This is a genomic window from Helicobacter pylori (assembly GCF_014496965.1).
GTDB classification, from domain to species: domain Bacteria; phylum Campylobacterota; class Campylobacteria; order Campylobacterales; family Helicobacteraceae; genus Helicobacter; species Helicobacter pylori_CZ.
The window spans coordinates 1-19436 of record NZ_JACTCR010000019.1 but is presented as its reverse complement, the minus strand read 5'-3'; the positions used below and the strand labels follow the sequence as shown (position 1 = coordinate 19436).

The 19436-nt window shown below is 39.3% G+C and carries 15 protein-coding genes and 1 pseudogene; 5 read left to right on the top strand and 11 right to left on the bottom strand.

Features of this window, described 5'->3' with window-relative positions:
* Positions 1-34 precede the first annotated feature (34 nt).
* From H7O61_RS06795 to ispG, 4 genes and pseudogenes are all read right to left on the bottom strand, one after another.
* Positions 35-2084, bottom strand: a pseudogene (locus H7O61_RS06795) (DUF262 domain-containing protein).
* Between the two features lie 129 nt (positions 2085-2213).
* Positions 2214-3272 (bottom strand): tetratricopeptide repeat protein, encoded by a 1059-nt coding sequence (locus tag H7O61_RS06790; protein WP_187875524.1) that lies wholly within the window; start codon positions 3270-3272, stop codon positions 2214-2216.
* Positions 3273-3283: 11 nt separating this feature from the next.
* The gene (locus tag H7O61_RS06785) at positions 3284-4489 is read right to left on the bottom strand and encodes a 2,3,4,5-tetrahydropyridine-2,6-carboxylate N-succinyltransferase (RefSeq protein WP_187875523.1); all 1206 of its coding nucleotides are present in this window, start codon (positions 4487-4489) and stop codon (positions 3284-3286) included.
* Positions 4490-4491: 2 nt separating this feature from the next.
* Positions 4492-5571 carry a flavodoxin-dependent (E)-4-hydroxy-3-methylbut-2-enyl-diphosphate synthase gene (ispG, locus tag H7O61_RS06780; RefSeq protein ID WP_000892499.1) on the bottom strand — a complete coding sequence of 360 codons (1080 nt, stop codon included), beginning with the start codon at positions 5569-5571 and terminating at the stop codon, positions 4492-4494.
* A 152-nt stretch (positions 5572-5723) separates the two neighbouring features.
* Between ispG and H7O61_RS06775 the strand changes: the two genes are divergently transcribed.
* From H7O61_RS06775 to H7O61_RS06760, 4 genes are read left to right on the top strand one after another with little or no spacing between them, the layout of a single operon-like run.
* On the top strand, positions 5724-6851 hold the full coding sequence (locus H7O61_RS06775) for a succinyldiaminopimelate transaminase (protein ID WP_187834144.1): 1128 nt from the start codon (positions 5724-5726) through the stop codon (positions 6849-6851).
* On the top strand, positions 6844-8193 hold the full coding sequence (gene murC, locus H7O61_RS06770) for a UDP-N-acetylmuramate--L-alanine ligase (RefSeq protein ID WP_187875522.1): 1350 nt from the start codon (positions 6844-6846) through the stop codon (positions 8191-8193). Before H7O61_RS06775 ends, murC begins: the two co-directional genes overlap by 8 nt.
* Complete coding sequence (locus H7O61_RS06765; RefSeq protein WP_000537713.1) at positions 8193-8555, top strand: hypothetical protein; 363 nt, start codon at positions 8193-8195, stop codon at positions 8553-8555. The genes murC and H7O61_RS06765 overlap by 1 nt, the downstream gene beginning before the upstream one ends.
* Positions 8555-10801: an endonuclease MutS2 gene (locus H7O61_RS06760; protein ID WP_414736113.1), complete on the top strand. Its 2247-nt coding sequence runs from the start codon at positions 8555-8557 to the stop codon at positions 10799-10801. The genes H7O61_RS06765 and H7O61_RS06760 overlap by 1 nt, the downstream gene beginning before the upstream one ends.
* Before the next feature lie 148 nt (positions 10802-10949).
* Here the strand turns inward: H7O61_RS06760 and ppa are convergent, their stop codons facing one another.
* From ppa to H7O61_RS06725, 7 genes are read right to left on the bottom strand one after another with little or no spacing between them, the layout of a single operon-like run.
* The gene (gene ppa / locus H7O61_RS06755; protein WP_001047362.1) at positions 10950-11471 is read right to left on the bottom strand and encodes an inorganic diphosphatase; all 522 of its coding nucleotides are present in this window, start codon (positions 11469-11471) and stop codon (positions 10950-10952) included.
* A gap of 55 nt (positions 11472-11526) precedes the next feature.
* Positions 11527-12330: a glycosyltransferase family 25 protein gene (locus tag H7O61_RS06750; protein WP_187875521.1), complete on the bottom strand. Its 804-nt coding sequence runs from the start codon at positions 12328-12330 to the stop codon at positions 11527-11529.
* The gene (locus H7O61_RS06745; protein WP_187875520.1) at positions 12254-12829 is read right to left on the bottom strand and encodes a glycosyltransferase family 25 protein; all 576 of its coding nucleotides are present in this window, start codon (positions 12827-12829) and stop codon (positions 12254-12256) included. The genes H7O61_RS06750 and H7O61_RS06745 overlap by 77 nt, the downstream gene beginning before the upstream one ends.
* 40 nt (positions 12830-12869) lie before the next feature.
* Positions 12870-13868 (bottom strand): glycosyltransferase family 25 protein, encoded by a 999-nt coding sequence (locus H7O61_RS06740; protein ID WP_187875519.1) that lies wholly within the window; start codon positions 13866-13868, stop codon positions 12870-12872.
* Positions 13869-13892: 24 nt separating this feature from the next.
* Positions 13893-14468 carry an adenylate kinase gene (locus tag H7O61_RS06735; RefSeq protein ID WP_079367989.1) on the bottom strand — a complete coding sequence of 192 codons (576 nt, stop codon included), beginning with the start codon at positions 14466-14468 and terminating at the stop codon, positions 13893-13895.
* Positions 14469-14479: 11 nt separating this feature from the next.
* Positions 14480-16219 carry an aspartate--tRNA ligase gene (gene aspS / locus H7O61_RS06730; RefSeq protein ID WP_187875518.1) on the bottom strand — a complete coding sequence of 580 codons (1740 nt, stop codon included), beginning with the start codon at positions 16217-16219 and terminating at the stop codon, positions 14480-14482.
* 34 nt (positions 16220-16253) lie between these two features.
* The gene (locus tag H7O61_RS06725) at positions 16254-17195 is read right to left on the bottom strand and encodes a chemotaxis protein CheW (protein WP_187875517.1); all 942 of its coding nucleotides are present in this window, start codon (positions 17193-17195) and stop codon (positions 16254-16256) included.
* A 77-nt stretch (positions 17196-17272) separates the two neighbouring features.
* On the opposite strand from H7O61_RS06725, the gene ligA reads away from it, so the two are divergent.
* Complete coding sequence (gene ligA / locus H7O61_RS06720) at positions 17273-19243, top strand: NAD-dependent DNA ligase LigA (protein ID WP_187875516.1); 1971 nt, start codon at positions 17273-17275, stop codon at positions 19241-19243.
* The last annotated feature ends 193 nt before the right edge of the window (positions 19244-19436 follow it).

Genomic DNA, 19436 nt, shown 5'->3' with positions numbered 1-19436 from the left:
GTTTTTTAACCCCCCCATTTCTTTGGGGGCTTGTTTATTCTACGATAAAGTTTCTAGGATTGAGATCACAGCCTAAGATAAGATCCCTAAGGTTGCTGCCCACCGTTTGATAACTCGCATTGCTGACAAAGTAGAATCCGTATTTTTCAAAAGGCACAACAAGAGTGCCATCTCTATCCCTTAATTGCGCTTTTGCTTTATCCCAACAAATGTATCTTTGAGCTTCATCCGTGTAGCTTTCAAAGGCCTCTCTGGCGTTTTCTAATAAGTAGTCTATGACAGCGCTAGCTAATTCCTTAGCGTTTCTTGCCATGCGTCTTTGATCATTGGGGAGCTTGACGCTTTGAAGATTATGGCTAGTTAAATCATCATCAAGGGTTTTTGTGAAGCTCTCTTGCACGGTATTCTTTAGGCAAATCTTTAAACAATCCCACTTGACAGAATTGATCCGCTAAATATTTGCTCCTATTCTTCACTTCCTCTATCCCCCAAGAATGGGTGTTATTGATGAAATAGTCGTTTAAATGCAAGGAGCTGTATTGTTCCATAAGCTCTATTTTTGCCTCGTAAGGTTTGTTGCCAAGCTTTTGATTTTGCCCTGATAGGGTTAGATTCCCAAAATTATTGAGGTAGTCTTGCTCAAAAGTGAAATAATCCCCCACCCTATCGCGCCATTCTTGGGTGGGGGTTTGGGGGTAGAAATGTTCCACTTCTAGATTTTCTTCTCTTGGCGGTTCGGCGTTGCTTAGCTTTTCTATCTCAAGTAAAATGAACTTGCACACTTGATTTGCTGCATAAGCGTTACGCACAAGAAACGCCGCTTTAATGCGATCGTCATTAGGGAACGCCTCTTGACCAACGCTTTTGCCCAAATACCGCTTCAACGCATCGGCTGAAACATTTTCCCCTAGCTGTCTGTATAAAGAATAAAGAACTCTGGTAAGCGTGGGGGAAGAATCCCCGCACACGCTTCGGCGCACATAGTAGCTGGTAAGGATTTGCAAAATTTCATGGAAGTTTTCATAATCCAATTTGCCTTCTTCAAAGTCTCTGGCGCAACGCAAGATGAAGGGCTTTGCCACGCCAAATTTGATTTTTACGAGATCTTTAATGCGCAAGCGTAAATTCGCTAACTGCTGCGGATCCCCACGCCCTAAAAAATAATGATCTCTGTCTAAAAAGATTTGATAGATTCTGCCATATTCACGCATATTGCTCATAAGACCTTGTATATCATCAGAGAAATTATCACTGTGGTGGGCTTTTAGCGCGTAATACACTTCACGCTCTCCCTCCTTTAATTTCTTTTCAAGGTAGATTCTTAAATAGGTTTTGATAAAATCATTCAAATCCTTTTCGCCAAGCCAATTTTCTAAAGGAACCCAATAAGTATTATAAAGACGATTTTGGTTGTCAGAATTTTCTCCCATCATCAGATAGTTGCGGATGAGATCCAGCCCTTTTAATTGCACGCCGGTAGCGTTAATGCTTTCAAACACCACTTGCGGATCGTCTTCGCCTAACTCTAAGCCTATGGCTACGATTTTGAGCCGCAAAAACGCGCCATAAATCTCTTCTATGCGATACCCTTTGCTGATATAATTGTCAAGCTCTTTGGTGAAAAATTTATAATTATTCCTGATGTGTGATACGCCTTGTATTTCATGCGATCGATTTTGCATGACCAAATCAAAGGCTTCTTTGTCGCTTTTAATGGGCTTGAGACGCAACCTTTGTCCCGAAAGATTGAGTAGATTATTAATCTCTTTTTTTATCCCTTCATTTTGTATCTTTGTCTCTATGGCTTTAAGCAAAAGCATGAGAGTGGTAACCCTTTGCTGCCCGTCAATGATGACAAATTCTTGCAGTTGTCTTAAGCTCTTTTCATCATCAATCAAATGCAAAATATAAGTGATAGAACCCATAAAATGCGTTTTCTTATTTTGAGAAATACTGACAATATCTTGAAGTAATTTTTCGCAATCTTCTTCTGCCCAAGTGTAGTTCCTCTGGTATACAGGGATAGAAAAGATCGTGCCTGTTAGGGCAAAAAAGTCGTTAATGGTGCTTTGTGTTGCTTTCATAGCTCTTCCTTTTAAATAAGATCAAAATCACACCGAGTATTAAATCAAAAAAAAAAAAAAAAAAAAAGATAGCTTAAATTTGTGAAAAAACCGCAATTTGTGGCTGAATTGATTAAAAAATGGCTATTACTAGGGTATCTCATAAGAATGATACGGCATGAACAAGCGCCCGTAATTAGGATTCACGCGCAATAAATGCTCTTTGAAATTCCCGTAATTACGACAGCTTGACTCAAAACCATTATCGCACGCATACGAGAATAAATCCAAAGCCCTTTGATCGTCTTGAGGCACGCCTAAGCCCTTTTGATACAGCACGCCTAAATTGTTACAGCTCCCCAAAATCCCCCCATCGCATGCCATTTGAAAATATTTCGCTGCGTAGTGGTTATTCAAAGGAGCCCCTAAATCCCCATTCGCATAAATCCAGCCTAAATTCGCGCACCCCATCATATCCCCAGCGTTACACGCCAAATAATTCAAATCCACTTGACTGAGCTCGGCTTTATCAATGCCATAAATATTATTCACATTAGACATCAAGCCCAGATTATAACACCCCATATCATTCCCATTATCGCATGAAAATTTATAATAACCCATCGCTTTGTAATAATCTTTTGGGACCCCACTCCCGTTAGCAAACATCCACCCCAAATTATTGCATGCGATCATATCCCCCCCTTGACAAGCCACCGCATACAACTGCAAAGCGTTTTCTTTGTCGTTCGTATCCGCATTTTTCTTGTTTTCATACATTTGAGCCAGATTCGCGCAAGCGGTCGCATCGCCCCCACTGCAACCCATTTCATAATAGCGAGTGGCTTTTAGTCTGTTGGTTTGGATCCCTACCCCATTAGCATACATCGCTCCCACTGCAAAACACCCGGCCGCATTGCCGTTATCGCACGATTGGGAAAAAAGCTTGAAAGCCCCTTGATAATCGCCCTTTTTAGCCAAATCAATACCGGCAGAAAGCTCGGTTTGAGCGTTTTCAGGCGAACCTAATTTGTCTAATAAATTAGAGTTATCGTTTTTAGGGGTGATCTGGGTGTTAGGGTTTGGCGCACCCTTTGCGTTAGCGGGGTTTAATTCAGGGGGCGTGTTTTTTGGGGCTTGATTATTTTCTTCAGCGCCGCTAAGCTGTAAGATTAAAAAAACAAGCAATAATAAACTTTTTTTGAGCATTCTTTTAATCCTTAATGCAGGTTTTGATTCAACTCAATTTTTTTCACGCTCCTAAAAGCAATCAGCTTACCATTCTGGCTATTGGAACGAAAATGCACGCCATTTTTTCCGGAAAGCTCTTTGCCTTTGTAAAGATTGTTGGCATGTTTTTCTAAAGCGCTATTCACTTCTAAAAGCTTTTTAAACTCATTTTCTTCAATTTCTATCACGCTCCCGGCTAAAATCGTAACGCCTGCATCCACAATACAGCCATCGCCTAAACTAATTCCGGTAACGCTATTAGCCCCTAGCAAACAATTTTTCCCGATGCTAATGGGGTTGTTATTCCCTCCGCTTAAAACGCCTAAAACGCTCGCGCCTCCACCAATATCAGTGCCTTCTCCAACCACCACTGATGAAGAAATGCGCCCCTCATTCATGCACACTCCCATAGCCCCTGCGTTAAAATTCACGTAACTAGCCCCGGGCATTTGGGTGTAACCTCCGGTCCCTAAATACGCCCCAAAGCGTGTTTTTGAGCTATCCAGTAAGCGGATATTATCAAACTCAGGGATTAATTGCATCAAATAGCGTGGGAATTTATCTATAAAATCAATGCTAGGGAAATGGCCTCGCATTTTTAAAGCCACTTCGTTCATTCTAAGCCATTCTAATTCGTAAGGCTTGTTGCCGCTCCAAGCCGCATTAGAAAGCTGGTTAAAAATGCCCTCTAAATTCAAACTCCTTAAAGGGGCTTTACCTAAAGAGAGCGCTAAAAGTTTCATATACGCGCTCTCCACGCTCTCGCAAGGCTTATCTTCAAACAAGATCACCAAGCGATAAAGAGACTCCCCATTATTATTTTTCAAACGATTTTCCTCTAAAGCCTTTAAAAGTTCTAAAACCACTTGGATATTCTTATGAGCCATTTTATTAGAGTAGGCTTCATTCAAAAAGGGCGTGTAAAACTCTAACGCTTTTAACACAAAACTTTCATCAATCTCAACGACGCACTCGCTCGCGCTCTCTTTTAGGATTTTTTCTTTAGAAAGCGAATTACAAAACACCGCATAAGAGCCTAGATTTTCCTCTTTCCAGTTCAAAATGGGGTAAGTGGCGCATAAAATCTTTTTGGAAATAGGGGCAATATCCACTCTGGCAATGCCAAAGCCTAAAGGCTCTTTATAGCTATTAGATTGCTGGTAGTTGCTCACAAAATTTTTAAATTTATTCATCATGCCTAATCCTTTAAACTTTTTTCTCTTTCTTTAGCTAAATTTTCCACTTCTATGACAAAGGTTTCAAACAAATCCTTTTCAGCCAGTTTGTGAATGACTTTACCCTCTTTAATGATCAAACCGCTGCGATTCCCAAAAGCGATCGCCATGTCTGCGTGTTTGGCTTCACCTAAAGCGTTCACCACACAGCCCATCACGCTAATGTCTAAAGGGGTTTTAATGTGGCTTAAGCGTTTTTCTACCTTGCTCGCCATATCCACTAGATTGGCTTCAATCCTCCCGCAAGTGGGGCAAGAAATCCAATTAATCCCCTCTTTCAAACGCCCGCTATGGCGTAAAATCGCTCTAGCCACTTTGATTTCATTTTCTAATTCCCCTGTGATGGATACGCGCATCGTATCCCCAATGCCCTCCATTAAAAGCCCCCCTAAAGCCATGGCGGATTTGATACTGGAGCTAAAAAGATTCCCCGCCTCCGTAACCCCCAAATGGAAAGGATAGATCACAAGAGGGCGAAGCATCCTGTAAGCTTCTATGGTGCGAATCACATCGCTCGCTTTCAAAGAAATCTTAAAATTGGTAAAATCCAAATCTTCTAAAAGTTTGGCGTTATACAAAGCGCTTTCTACCATGCCTTTTGGGGTTGGCCCGTATTTTTGATCAAACTGCTTTTCTAAACTCCCGGCATTCACGCCAATTCTTATAGGAATGTTTTTTTCTTTACAAGCATCAACCACCGCTTTAATTTTGTCTTTAGAGCCGATGTTTCCGGGATTGATCCTGATTGCATCCACGCTTTGAGCGGCAATGAGAGCGAATTTATAATGGAAATGAATATCAGCGATTAAGGGCAAGGAAGACACTTTTTTCAATTCTTTTAAGGCTAGGGCGTCCTTTTCATTACTCACCGCCACCCTCACTAAATCAGCCCCAGCGAGTTTGAGTCGGTCAATTTGATTTTTAGTGCTTTCAATATCAGCGGTTTTGCTAAAGGTCATGCTTTGCGTGCTTATAGGAGCATCACCCCCTATGGCCACGCCACCGATAAAAATTTGCTTGGTCTTAACTCTATTTTCTAGCATCAAACCTCTTCATCAGTTAAATTCTTATGCGTTATTATACTCTTTTATACGCTCTCTTTCATGCTCTCTTTCGCTCTTTTTTAACGCTTTCAATGATAAACGCTTAAATTTTAGGTAAGATCAACTATTCCATTTTAAATTAAAGTAGCCCTATGACCTTTGAGCCTTATCCTTTTGAACGATTAAGAGCCTTGTTTAAAGAGATCACCCCTAAAAAAAAGGGGCTGGATTTAGGCATCGGCGAGCCGCGATTTGAAACGCCCAAATTCATTCAAGACGCTCTCAAACAGCACACCCATTCGCTCAATATCTACCCTAAAAGCGCGTTTGAAGAAAGCTTGAGAGAGGCTCAAAGGGGGTTTTTTAAACGCCGTTTTAAGATAGAATTGAAAGAAAACGAATTAGTTTCCACGCTAGGATCTAGAGAAGTGTTATTCAATTTCCCTAGTTTTGTTTTATTTGATTATCCAAACCCCACTATCGCCTACCCTAACCCCTTTTATCAAATCTATGAAGGGGCGGCCAAATTTATCAAAGCTAAAAGCCTTTTAATGCCTTTAGTTAAAGAAAATGATTTCACTCCAAGCTTGAATGAAAAAGAGTTGCAAGAAGTGGATTTAGTGATCTTAAATTCCCCTAACAACCCCACCGGAAGAACCCTTTCTTTAGAAGAGCTGATCGCTTGGGTCAAACTCGCTTTAAAACATGATTTTATTTTAATTAATGATGAATGTTATAGTGAAATTTATGAAAACACGCCTCCCCCTTCGCTTTTAGAAGCTTGCATGCTGGCTGGTAATGAAGCGTTCAAAAATGTTTTGGTTATCCATTCGCTCTCCAAACGATCTAGCGCTCCAGGGCTAAGGAGTGGTTTTATCGCTGGGGATAGTAGCCTTTTAGAAAAATACAAAGCGTTTCGCACCTATTTAGGCTATACGAGCGCTAATGCGATCCAAAAGGCCAGTGAAGCGGCTTGGCTAGATGATGCACATGCAGAATTTTTCCGTAATATTTATGCGAATAATTTGAAACTGGCGCGAAAAATCTTTAAAGACACGCTCATTTATCCTTATAGTTTTTATGCGTATCTGCCCGTTAAAGATGGCGAAAATTTTGCCAAAAGACTTTATCAAAACGAAGGCATCACCACCTTACCGGCTTTGTATTTAGGGCGTAATCATATCGGTGCTAACTACGTGCGTTTAGCCCTTGTTTATGACACCCCCCTTTTAGAAAAGCCTTTAGAAATCATAGAAGCTTATCGAGAAAATCATGCTTGAAACCCCAAAAGTTTTACTCAAAAACCTGCAAGATTGCAAGATCCATTTCATCGGTATAGGGGGGATTGGCATTTCAGGCCTAGCCAAATACCTTAAAGCGCAAGGGGCTACAATCAGCGGATCTGATATTGCCATAAGCCCTAGCGTTAAGTATTTGAAAGCTTTAGGCGTAGAAATTAATATCCCGCATGATCCAAAAGCGATCAACCATCAAGATGTCATTATTCATTCAGCCATTATCAAAGAAGACAATACCGAAATACAAAGGGCTAAGGAATTAGAAATCCCTATTTTGTCTCGTAAAGACGCTTTGTATTCTATCCTTAAAGACAAACGCGTTTTTAGCGTGTGTGGGGCTCATGGAAAGAGCAGTATCACGGCCATGTTGAGCGCGATTTGCCCTGCTTTTGGAGCGATTATTGGGGCGCATTCTAAAGAGTTTGATTCCAATGTGCGAGAGAGCGCGGATATGAGTCTGGTTTTTGAAGCCGATGAGAGCGATTCAAGTTTTTTGTTTTCCAACCCTTTTTGCGCGATTGTGCCTAACACAGAGCCAGAACATTTGGAGCATTATGATCACGACTTGGAGCGCTTTTTCTTCGCTTATAAATATTTTTTAGATCATGCTCAAAAAAGAGTGATTTATAAAGAAGATCCTTTTTTAAAAAACTATTCTAAAGACGCTATTGTTTTAGAAAAAAAAGACATTTATAATATCCAATACATTTTAAAAGACGGCGAGCCTTACACTTCATTTGAACTGAAAGACTTGGGGACTTTTTTGGTGTGGGGGTTAGGCGAACATAACGCTACGAATGCGAGTTTAGCGATTTTAAGCGCTTTAGATGAATTAAATTTAGAAGAAATTAGAAATAATTTATTGAATTTCAAAGGCATTAAAAAACGCTTTGATATTTTGCAAAAAAACGCGCTCATTCTCATTGATGATTACGCCCACCACCCTACTGAAATTAACGCCACTTTAAAAAGCGCTAGGATTTATGCTAACTTATTGAACACGCAAGAAAAAATTATAGTGATCTGGCAAGCACACAAATATTCTCGCTTAATGGACAATTTAGAAGAATTTAAAAAATGTTTTTTAGAGCATTGCGACAGATTAATTATCTTACCCGTTTATAGCGCGAGTGAAGCTAAAAGAGACATTGATTTGAAAGCCCATTTCAAGCATTATAACCCCACCTTTATAGACAGGGTGCGTAAAAAAGGGGATTTTTTAGAGCTGTTAGTCAATGATAATGTGGTAGAAACGATTGAAAAAGGCTTTGTGATAGGCTTTGGAGCGGGGGATATTACCTATCAATTGAGAGGCGAAATGTAATGGGCGTAGCGGTTGTTTTATTTTTAACGCTAATTTTATTGTTCTTAGTTTTAAGGGATTTTGGTTTAGTTAGCCCCAAACAAAAGATTTTAGCTTTTTTAATCGTAGGGATTATAGGGGCAAGCATCAGCGTTTATACTTACAAGCAAAACCAACAAAACCAACAAGAAATCGCTTTGCAAAGAGCGTTTTTAAGGGGGGAAACCTTGTTGTGTAAAGGCATTAAAGTCAATAACCAAACCTTTAATTTAGTGAGCGGGACTTTGAGCTTTTTAGGCAAAAAACAAACCCCTATGAAAGACGTTCTTGTGGATTTGGATTCTTGTCAGACGCTCCAAAAAGATCCCTTAATCCAACCCTAATGATGAATAATAATACCCTACCCAAACCCCTAGAAGAAAGCCTGGATTTAAAAGAATTTATCGCTCTTTTTAAAACCTTTTTCGCCAAAGAAGAGGGTATTATTGCTTTAGAAAACGATCTCAAGCAAACTTTCACTTATTTAAACGAAGTGGATGCGATCGGGTTGCCTACCCCTAAAAGCGTGAAAGAAAGCGATCTCATTATCGTCAAACTCACCAAATTAGGGACACTCCATTTAGATGAAATTCATGAGATTGTCAAACGATTGCGCTACATTGTCATTTTACAAAACGCTTTTAAAACTTTCACGCATTTAAAATTTCATGAACGCCTTAACGCTATTGTCTTGCCCCCTTTTTTTAATGATCTAATCGCTTTATTTGATGATGAGGGAAAAATCAAACAAGGGGCTAACGCTACCCTAGACGCTTTGAATGAAAGTTTGAATCGCCTTAAAAAAGAGAGCGCTAAAATCATTCACCATTACGCCCATTCTAAAGAGCTTGCCCCTTATTTAGTGGATACGCAAAGCCACCTTAAGCATGGTTATGAATGCCTTTTATTGAAAAGCGGGTTTTCTGGTGCGATTAAAGGCGTTGTGCTAGAAAGGAGCGCTAATGGCTATTTCTATCTTTTGCCTGAAAGCGCGCAAAAAATCGCGCAAAAAATCGCGCAAATTGATAATGAAATAGATTGCTGTATTGTTGAAATGTGTCAAACTCTAAGCCATAGCTTGCAAAAACACCTTTTATTTTTAAAATTCCTTTTTAAAGAATTTGATTTTTTAGACAGCTTGCAAGCTCGGCTTAATTTCGCTAAAGCCTACAATTTAGAATTTGTCATGCCAAGCTTTGCTCAAAAAAAAATGATTTTAGAAAACTTTTCGCACCCCATTTTAAAAGAGCCAAAGCCCTTAAATTTGAAGTTTGAAAAATCCATGCTCGCTGTTACCGGTGTGAATGCGGGCGGGAAAACCATGCTCTTAAAATCGCTTTTAAGCGCGGCTTTTTTAAGCAAGCATCTTATTGCTATGAAAATCAACGCCCATCATTCCATTATCCCCTATTTTAAAGAAATCCACGCCATTATCAACGACCCCCAAAACAGCGCGAACAATATTTCTACTTTTGCAGGCAGAATGAAGCAATTTAGCGCTCTTTTATCCAAAGAAAACATGCTTTTAGGCGTTGATGAAATTGAGCTAGGGACTGACGCTGATGAAGCGAGTAGCTTGTATAAAACCCTGTTGGAAAAATTGCTCAAACAAAACAACCAAATCATTATCACCACGCACCACAAACGCTTGAGCGTGTTAATGGCAGAAAACAAGGAAGTGGAATTACTGGCCGCTCTTTATGACGAAGAAAAAGAACGGCCCACTTACACTTTTTTAAAAGGGGTTATTGGCAAGAGCTATGCGTTTGAAACCGCTTTGCGCTATGGCGTGCCGCATTTTTTGATTGAAAAAGCGAAAGCCTTCTATGGCGAAGATAAAGAAAAATTGAATATTTTGATTGAAAATTCCAGCGCGTTAGAAAGGGAATTGAAGCAAAAAAACGAACTTTTAGAGAACGCTTTAAAAGAGCAAGAAGATTTAAAAAACGCATGGCTTTTGGAAATGGAAAAACAAAAAGAAATCTTTCACCATAAAAAATTGGAATTGGAAAAATCCTACCAACAAGCCCTAAATATCTTAAAAAGCGAAGTCGCTTCAAAAGATACCAGCTCCATGCATAAAGAAATCCATAAAGCGAGCGAAATTTTAAACAAGCATAAAACAAACCAAGAGATCCCACAAATCATAACGAACTTTCAAGCCAACGAAAAAGTGCGCTATAAAAATGAAAGCGTGCTGATTGTGCAAATTTTAGACAAGGGCTATTATTTGGTAGAAACCGAGCTTGGCATGCGCTTGAAAGCGCATGGGAGTTTGTTGAAAAAAATCCAAAAACCCCCTAAAAACAAATTCAAACCCCCTAAAACAACCATTCCTAAACCCCAAAAAGCGAGCTTACGCCTTGATTTAAGGGGGCAACGCAGCGAAGAAGCCCTAGATTCACTAGACGCTTTTTTAAACGACGCGCTTTTAGGGGGCTTTGAAGAAGTGCTTATTTGTCATGGCAAGGGGAGCGGGATTTTAGAAAAGTTTGTGAAAGAATTTTTAAAAAACCACCCTAAAGTGGTAAGCTTTAGCGACGCTCCCATTAATTTAGGAGGTAGTGGGGTTAAAATCGTTAAATTGTAGTTTTTAGCACTTTTTTATGGGGGATTAATACAAAAATCCGCTTTAAACTATAAAGCCATTTTACACCAACACTCAATGAGAACAAAGCCTTTTTAAAAGAGCGTTAAAAGGGGGTTTAAGCTTAATTGAGCCAAAACCCTTAAAACCTTTAGCCTTGATAGGCTTTTATCGCCTTCTCTAAAACCTTAATCGCGCTCTCTTTGTTTTCAAACCCTTTGACTTTCACCCATTTATTAGGCTCTAAATCCTTGTAAGTTTCAAAAAAATGCTTGATTTTATCTAAAGTGTGTTTGGATAAATCATCAATATCTTTGACATAGGAATGCGTGGGATCGATCTTATCTATGGGTAGAGCGAGTAATTTTTCATCCATCCCGCTTTCATCTTCCATGTTCAAAACCCCAACCAAGCGTGCTTTCACCACGCTCCCGGCTTGAAAAGCCACATCGCTTAAAACAAGCGCATCTACAGGGTCGCCATCAGATCCTAGAGTGTTAGGCACAAAGCCATAATTTGCGGGGTAATTTTGCGCCCCATAAAGCACCCTATCCACCATTAAAGCCCCGCTTTCTTTATCCAGTTCATACTTGATATTAGAATGCTTGGATATTTCAATCACCACGCACAAAGCGTTAGCGTCATGGCTAATTTCTAGTTTTTCTAAATTCATTGCAATCTCCTTTGAATAATAAAAAGGACTTATTCTAACATAAAGCCCGCTCTTTTTAAACCTCTTTAGGGGTTTTTAAATGATCGTATTGTTTGCTGTATTTGTGAAACGCCTTCAAGCACTTTTTGGTGTTTAATTGATTATAAAAAAGATTATCAAAATAAGATTTTTTAGGGGGTTTTAATGAAATATCAGGCTTTTTCACATTTTGAATAGTGCTATTGAAAGCATGCTTATTCAAAGAAACAGGGCAAGGCAAATAAGTCAAATTAGCCACATCATGGTAAGTGGGGTTGTTTATGAACATATCCACCGGCTCTATGATTTTAAAACGCTCCGTGGCTTCTATAAAAGTTTTAGCGCCCTTAGGGGTTAAGTAATAGCCGGCTGTAGTGGCCACATACACGCTGGTGAGGTAAAAATGCTCCAAGAATAACGCTTCTTTTTCGCTATCAGCACGCCTTTCCCAAAAGGTCTCTTTAATGTTTGTTTCTTTTGCCAATAAGGATTCGTATTTTCCTGTGAGTTCATTGTATTTTCCTGTGAGATCATCGTATTTTCCTGTGAGATCATCGTATTTTCCTGTGAGATCATCGTATTTTCCTGTGAGATCATCGTATTTTCCTGTGAGATCATCGTATTTTCCTGTGAGTTTCTTATGCACTTCTGTCCGAGCTAAAATATTTCCAATGAAGTGGTTGAGTTTTCTTTTAATTTTTTTAAAAACCACTTGATTAAAAGAGATTTTTTGGGGCGCTATTTTGCAAGGATCAGATGGTTCTTTAGGGTTTTGTTGCGTTTCCATAATAAAATCTTGTTGCGTATCTTGTGTGGGATTGGAGGGGGGGGGTAACTTCATGGTTTTCAATAGGCGTTTCTTCAACAAACACTTCAGCCTCTTCAGCCTCTGTATAGATAGGGAGAGCGCGCAAGTTGGTTTTATGGCCTCCCCAATAATGCCCATAGAACCTCACAAAATCAAAAGGGCTTTTCAAGCAATCTTCTAAAGCTTGCATGAAATGAGACTCTAGCACTACATCATCTTCTAAAATAACGACCGGTTGGTTTGATTTGACGCATTCTTTCCATAAAAGATAATGGCTTAAATAGCACCCGAATTCTTGGGGCAATAATTCTTGATAACAATAATCAGAATGGAACCAATCGGATTTTAACAAACTTGAAGAATCATAAAGCTCTTGAATAAATTTTTCAAAATCTTCGTGTTTAGGGCTAATAGCGTCAAAAATTTGGAAAACGCAACGGCCTTTAAATTTTTCATTGGATTCTAAAACGAGTTTTTCAGTATCCAAACGCCTTTGGCTTTCTTTTAAAGAAATGATATAAACTTGTGTCAAATGAACTCCTAAATATGGCATTCTACCATAAAATTTCTTTTTAAACCTCCTTAGGGGTTTTTAAAGGAGCGTATTGTTTGCTGTATTGTTGAAAGGCATTCAAGCGTTTTTTGGCATTCAAGCTATAATAGAAAAGATTCTTAAAAGTTGATTTTTTAGGCGGAAAGGGGTAAGATTTCAAGCTCTTTTTTTGGGGCTTTTGAATGGTGCTGTCTAAAGAATGCTCGCTTAAAGAAACAGGGCAAGGCACATAAGTCAGATTCGCCACATCATGGTAAGCAGAATTATCCATAAACATATCCACCGGCTCTATGATTTTAAAACGCTCCGTGGCTTCTATAAAAGTTTTAGCGCCCTTAGGGGTTAAGTAATAACCGGCTGTAGAAGCCACATACACGCTGGTGAGGTAAAAATGTTCTAAAAAAAAGGCTTCTTTTTCATGCGTTGCGTAATAGCTTTTTTGTATTTTTTTTAGGATATAGTGGATGACTTTATGGGTAGAAAGATTTAAAAATCTAGAAACATCAAAAAATTTTTTAAATTTTTCTAAAATAGGGTTATTCTTAAAAGGATAATCAAAGGGAGGAAATACAAATTCTTTGGGCAAAACATGGAATTTTGTCTCGTGGTAATACCAATAACACCCATAAAGCCTCACAAAATCAAAAGGGCTTTTCAAGCAATCTTCTAAGGCTTGCATGAAATTAGATTCTAGCGCTATGTCATCTTCTAAGATAACGACCGGTTGGTTTAATTTGACGCATTCTTTCCATAAAAGATAATGGCTTAAATAGCACCCCAATTCAGGCAAAGTCAAACCAGCGCCAACATAAGAATGATACCAATCAGATTGCAATAAACTTTGAGCGTCATAGAGCTCTTGAACGAGTTTTTCAAAATCTTCGTGTTTAGGGCTAATAGCGTCAAAGATTTGGAAAACGCAACGGCCTTTAAACTTTTCATTGGATTCTAAAACGAGTTTTTCAGTATCCAAACGCCTTTGACTTTCTTTTAAAGAAATGATATAAACACCAATCACAGCTCATTCTCTTTGGAACGCATTTTAATTTGCAAAAGACAAAATATACTCTTGCATTTCATTCACGATTTCTTCAATGCTCCTTTCGCCATTGATAATTTTATGCAAACATTTAGCCTTGTAGAAGTTTTGGATTTCAGCTAAGGGGTCTAAAAACACCCGCATGCGGTTATGAAACACCTTTTCATTATCATCAGCCCCCCTAGAGCGCCCTAAAACCCTTTCTTTAGCGGTGTTTTCGCTCACTTTTACTTCAATCACGCTTTTTAAGATCACTTCGTTTTGAGCGTTCAATTCCTTATCCAAAGCTTGCATTTGCTCCACGCTCCTGGGATAGCCATCAATTAAAATGATCCCTTTACTAGAGCTTTTAATCGCTGAAAGGATCGTTTCTACCACAATTTCTAAAGGCACCAATTCGCCTTGAGAAGTGAATTTCTCAATCAATAAGCCTCGCTCGGTCTTTTTAGCGCTCTCAGCCCTGAGTAAATCCCCAGTAGAAAAATGAGCGATTGTTTCGCTGTTATTCTTAGCGATAAGCTCTGCGTTAGTGGTTTTACCACTCCCTGGGGCTCCAATGATCAAAAATAGTTGCTTCATATCGTATCCTTTTAAATCGGTTTTCTCAAGCGAATGTGTAATTCTCTTAGTTGCTCTTCATTAATGGGGCTAGGCGCATCAGTCAATAAGCATGAAGCTTTTTGCGTTTTAGGGAAAGCGATCACGTCTCTAATGCTGTTAGATTTAGTCATTAGCATGATCAAGCGATCAAAGCCTATCGCAAAGCCCCCATGAGGAGGAGCGCCAAATTTTAGCGCTTCTAGTAAAAAGCCAAATTTCTTTTGCGCTTCTTCTTCATGGATATTGATTTTTTCAAAGACTTTTTTTTGCATTTCTTCTTTATGAATCCTAATGCTCCCCCCACCAAGCTCCACACCATTAAGCACCACATCATACGCATGCGCTTCAATCTCTTCTATATCTTCGCATTCTATATTTTTAGGCATCGTAAAGGGGTGGTGCGCGGCATGATAGCCGTTTTCGGTTTTTTCAAACATGGGGAAATGGACTACCCATAAAAAATTCAAAGCGTCTTTATCAATCAAATCAAGCGTTTCAGCCACTTTTAAGCGCAAGCGCCCCATGTAATCTAACACGATTTTTTTATCCCCGGCTCCAAAAAAGACAATATCCCCAACTTGCGCATCAGTCCTTTCTAAAATACTCTTAAGCCCCTTTTCGCTCAAAAATTTAACTAAAGGCCCTTTAACCTCATTTTCTTTAATTTGCAAATACGCTAAGCCTTGAGCCCCAAACTGGCGCACAAATTCTTCTAATTCTTTTAAAACGCTGCGGCTAAAAAGCGCATCAGCCCCTTTGACGTTCAAAGCTTTAATGCGTTTGTTTTTAGGATTTTTTGCGATATTAGAAAAAATAGCGTTTGAGCTGTCTATAAAACAATCCCCCACTTCTATTAAAGGCAATTCAAAGCGTAAATCCGGCTTATCGCTCCCGTAATTTTCCATCGCTTCCTTATAGGGCATGCGTTTAAAAGGTTTGGAAATAGTATGCCCAATCGCTTTAAAAATCGCTTGCAACAAATCTTCCACCACGCCCATCACATCATTTTCATCACAAAAACTCATTTCCGCATCAATTTGCGTGAATTCTGGCTGCCTGTCCGCCCTCAAATCTTCATCTCTAAAGCAGCGAGCGATTTGAAAATACCTGTCCATTCCCCCCACCATTAAGAGCTGTTTGAATAATTGCGGGCTTTGGGGAAGTGCGAAAAATTCGCCCTCATGCACCCTGCTTGGCACTAAATAATCCCTAGCCCCCTCAGGCGTGGTTTTAGACAAAATGGGGGTTTCAATCTCTAAAAAGCCTTTTTGGGCCAGAGCGTTACGAGTAATTAAAGCGACTTCACTGCGCAATTTAAAGATTTCATAAGAATTAGGAGAGCGCAAATCCAAATAGCGGTATTTCAAGCGCAAATCCTCATTCACATGTTTGTTGCCGATTTCAATCGGTGGGGTAGCGCTTTTATTTTCAATGACTAACTCTTCTAAAACGATTTCAATTTTACCGGTCTTTAGTTTAGGGTTTTCTAGCCCAGCGCCCCTTAAACGCGCTTTCCCTTTAGCCACTAGCACAAATTCGCTCCTGACTTCTAAAGCCTTTTCATAAGCCTTAGAGCTAGGATCACAGACGAGTTGCACCAAACCGCTTTTATCCCTTAAGTCAATAAAAACCACGCCTCCATGGTCTCTATAAGTGTTACACCACCCGGCCACTTTGATGATTTTACCCACATCTTTTTCACTAATTTCTGTGCAAAAATGACTTCGCATGTTTTATCCCTTTAAATTAAAACAAAAATTAAATTTATGAAAGCGTTTTTTTAAGCATTTCATGGATTTCAAGAATGTTAGATTTTACCACAAAACCATCCGCTTCTAAAGATTGGGCTAACTGGCGGTTAGAATCGCTGCTCATGGACGAATTGATAATCACAGGAATGTGTTCAGTTCTGCTATCAGCTTTAATGGTTTTTAGCACTTCAAACCCTGAAATGTTAGGCATTTCTAAATCCGTAATGACCACGCCGACTTGTTGGTAATGTTCTTTTTCATACAAATAATCCAACAATTCCCTCCCATTTGGAAAGGCTAAATAACGCAATTCTAAAGTTTGAACGATCTTTTCTAAGGTTTTAAGAGCGCTTAAGGAGTCTTCAGCGATCAAAATGAGTTTTTGGCTTTGAATGGCTTCTATGCAACGCAAAGTCAAATCGTCTAAATCCTTCAAGCTAGGGAAAACATCGCTAATCATTTTCTCCACATCTAAGATCTGCACCACTCGTTGTTCATCAAAACGGGTGATAGCGCTAAGCTTACCCTCTTCACTAATGCCTTGTTTATCCCCAGCGCTAATCTCATTCCAATTTTTATGAATGATTTTTTCAATTTTTAAAACTTTTAGAGCGATGGAATGGTTAGAAAAATGGCACACGATCACTAAATTATGGTCATCTTTAACGCTGCATTCTTTTAGATCACGGCTCGGATCATTGGCGTTATAATGCAACCACCTTTTCACATCCACTAAAGGGATAGACTCGCCCCTAACGCTAAGAAACCCGAGCATCACGCCATCGCTCCCCCCAAGAATCTCTGTAATCTCCCCATCATAATGGATAATTTCTCGGATCTTAAAAATATTCATGCCATAAAGCTGGGCGTCTTTTTCTGCATCTAATCTAAAGCACAGAAATTGCGCTTCGTTGTTCAAGTGCAACGAAGTCGTTTTGTCAATGTCTCTTACCACCTATTTTCCCCTAAAGCCCTATCAAAGATTAAATGCTATAATACTACCCTAATTTAGTTTAAAAGGTTTTTACAAAAATGATAAAAAGCCAAAAAGAATATTTAGAAAGAATTGAATATTTAAACACCCTATCGCACCATTATTACAACCTTGATGAGTCAATCGTAAGCGATGCAGTCTATGATGAACTTTACCAAGAATTAAAAGCTTATGAAGAAAAAAACCCTAGCCACATTCAAGCGAATTCCCCTACCCAAAAAGTGGGGGCTACTGCCACCAATTCGTTCAATAAAAACCCCCATTTAATGCGGATGTGGAGCTTAGATGATGTGTTCAATCAAAATGAATTGCAAGCGTGGTTGCAACGCATTTTAAAAGCCTATCCTAGCGCTTCATTCGTGTGTTCGCCCAAACTTGATGGGGTTTCGCTCAATCTTTTGTATCAACATGGCAAGCTAGTGAGTGCGACCACTAGGGGTAATGGCTTAGAAGGAGAGCTTGTTACCAACAACGCTAAACACATCGCTAATATCCCCCATTCTATCGCTTATGATGAAGGAATAGAAATCAGGGGCGAAGTGATCATTTCTAAAAAGGATTTTGACGCCTTGAATCAAGAGCGCTTAAACGCCAACGAACCCCTATTCGCTAACCCCAGAAATGCCGCATCAGGGAGTTTGAGACAACTTGATAGCGAAATCACTAAAAAGCGTAAATTGCAATTCATTCCTTGGGGCGTGGGCAAGCATTCTTTAAATTTTCTAAGCTTTAAGGAGTGTTTGGATTTTATCGTCTCGCTAGGTTTTAGTGCCATTCAATACTTAAGCCTAAACAAAAACCACCAAGAAATAGAAGAAAATTACCACACCCTGATTAAAGAAAGGGAGGGCTTTTTTGCCCTTTTAGACGGCATGGTGATCGTTGTGAATGAATTGGATATTCAAAAGGAGCTAGGCTACACGCAAAAATCCCCCAAATTCGCTTGCGCTTATAAATTCCCGGCTCTAGAAAAACACACCAAAATTGTAGGAGTCATTAACCAAGTGGGGCGCAGCGGGGCGATCACACCGGTCGCTGTTTTAGAGCCTGTAGAAATCGCTGGAGCTATGATTAATAGAGCGACCTTACACAATTATTCTGAAATTGAAAAAAAGAATATCATGCTCAATGATAGGGTGGTAATCATTAGAAGCGGCGATGTGATCCCTAAAATCATCAAACCTTTAGAATCTTATAGAGACGGATCGCAACAAAAAATCATGCGCCCCAAAGTTTGCCCCATATGCTCGCATGAGCTTTTATGCGAAGAGATTTTTACTTATTGTCAAAACCTTAATTGCCCGGCAAGGTTGAAAGAAAGCTTGATTCATTTTGCTTCTAAGGACGCTTTAAGCATTCAAGGCTTGGGCGATAAAGTCATAGAGCAACTTTTTGAAGAAAAACTCATTGTTAACGCCCTAGGCTTGTATGCTTTAAAATTAGAAGACTTAATGCGGCTAGACAAATTCAAAATCAAAAAAGCTCAAAATCTATTAGACGCTATTCAAAAAAGCAAAAACCCTCCTTTATGGCGTTTGATCAACGCTTTAGGGATTGAGCATATCGGTAAAGGAGCGAGTAAAACGCTAGCCAAATACGGCTTAAATGTGTTAGAAAAAAGCGAAGCCGAGTTTTTAGAAATGGAAGGCTTTGGGGTGGAAATGGCACGCTCTTTAGTCAATTTTTATGCGAGCAATCAGGAATTTATCCGATCGTTATTTGATTTGTTAAACCCTAAAAGTAGCGATACGGCTGAAGAAAAGCAAAAAAGCTCTTCTGTTTTCAGTGATAAAACGATTGTTCTAACCGGCACGCTTTCTAAACCACGGCAAGAATACGCTCAAATGTTAGAAAATTTAGGGGCAAAAATTGCTTCAAGCGTGAGCGCTAAAACCGATTTTTTAATCGTTGGAGAAAACGCCGGCTCAAAACTCGCTCTGGCAAAAAAACATGGCGTGAGCGTTTTGAATGAAGAAGAATTGTTAAAACGCCTTAAGGAATTGGATTAAAAATCATCGCTTATTAAAATCAAACTCCTTTACCATTTGTTTTAAGATTTTATGTTTAATGCCCGTGTGAATTACCCAACCGCTAAAGCGATTGGGCTTTTTCTTGCTTCATAGCTCCATAACTAGCTAGATCTAATATGTTGCCATATTGAGAACTAACCCCGTTAGAGGAAGCTCCACAAGCTTTGATACG

Bases quoted from the DNA above. Each gene is read 5' to 3' on its own strand.
- H7O61_RS06790 (WP_187875524.1), bottom strand. From the start codon at position 3,272: ATGCTCAAAAAAAGTTTATTATTGCTTGTTTTTTTAATCTTACAGCTT.
- H7O61_RS06785 (WP_187875523.1), bottom strand. From the start codon at position 4,489: ATGATGAATAAATTTAAAAATTTTGTGAGCAACTACCAGCAATCTAAT.
- ispG (WP_000892499.1), bottom strand. From the start codon at position 5,571: ATGCTAGAAAATAGAGTTAAGACCAAGCAAATTTTTATCGGTGGCGTG.
- H7O61_RS06775 (WP_187834144.1), top strand. From the start codon at position 5,724: ATGACCTTTGAGCCTTATCCTTTTGAACGATTAAGAGCCTTGTTTAAA.
- murC (WP_187875522.1), top strand. From the start codon at position 6,844: ATGCTTGAAACCCCAAAAGTTTTACTCAAAAACCTGCAAGATTGCAAG.
- H7O61_RS06765 (WP_000537713.1), top strand. From the start codon at position 8,193: ATGGGCGTAGCGGTTGTTTTATTTTTAACGCTAATTTTATTGTTCTTA.
- H7O61_RS06760 (WP_414736113.1), top strand. From the start codon at position 8,555: ATGATGAATAATAATACCCTACCCAAACCCCTAGAAGAAAGCCTGGAT.
- ppa (WP_001047362.1), bottom strand. From the start codon at position 11,471: ATGAATTTAGAAAAACTAGAAATTAGCCATGACGCTAACGCTTTGTGC.
- H7O61_RS06750 (WP_187875521.1), bottom strand. From the start codon at position 12,330: ATGAAGTTACCCCCCCCCTCCAATCCCACACAAGATACGCAACAAGAT.
- H7O61_RS06735 (WP_079367989.1), bottom strand. From the start codon at position 14,468: ATGAAGCAACTATTTTTGATCATTGGAGCCCCAGGGAGTGGTAAAACC.
- aspS (WP_187875518.1), bottom strand. From the start codon at position 16,219: ATGCGAAGTCATTTTTGCACAGAAATTAGTGAAAAAGATGTGGGTAAA.
- ligA (WP_187875516.1), top strand. From the start codon at position 17,273: ATGATAAAAAGCCAAAAAGAATATTTAGAAAGAATTGAATATTTAAAC.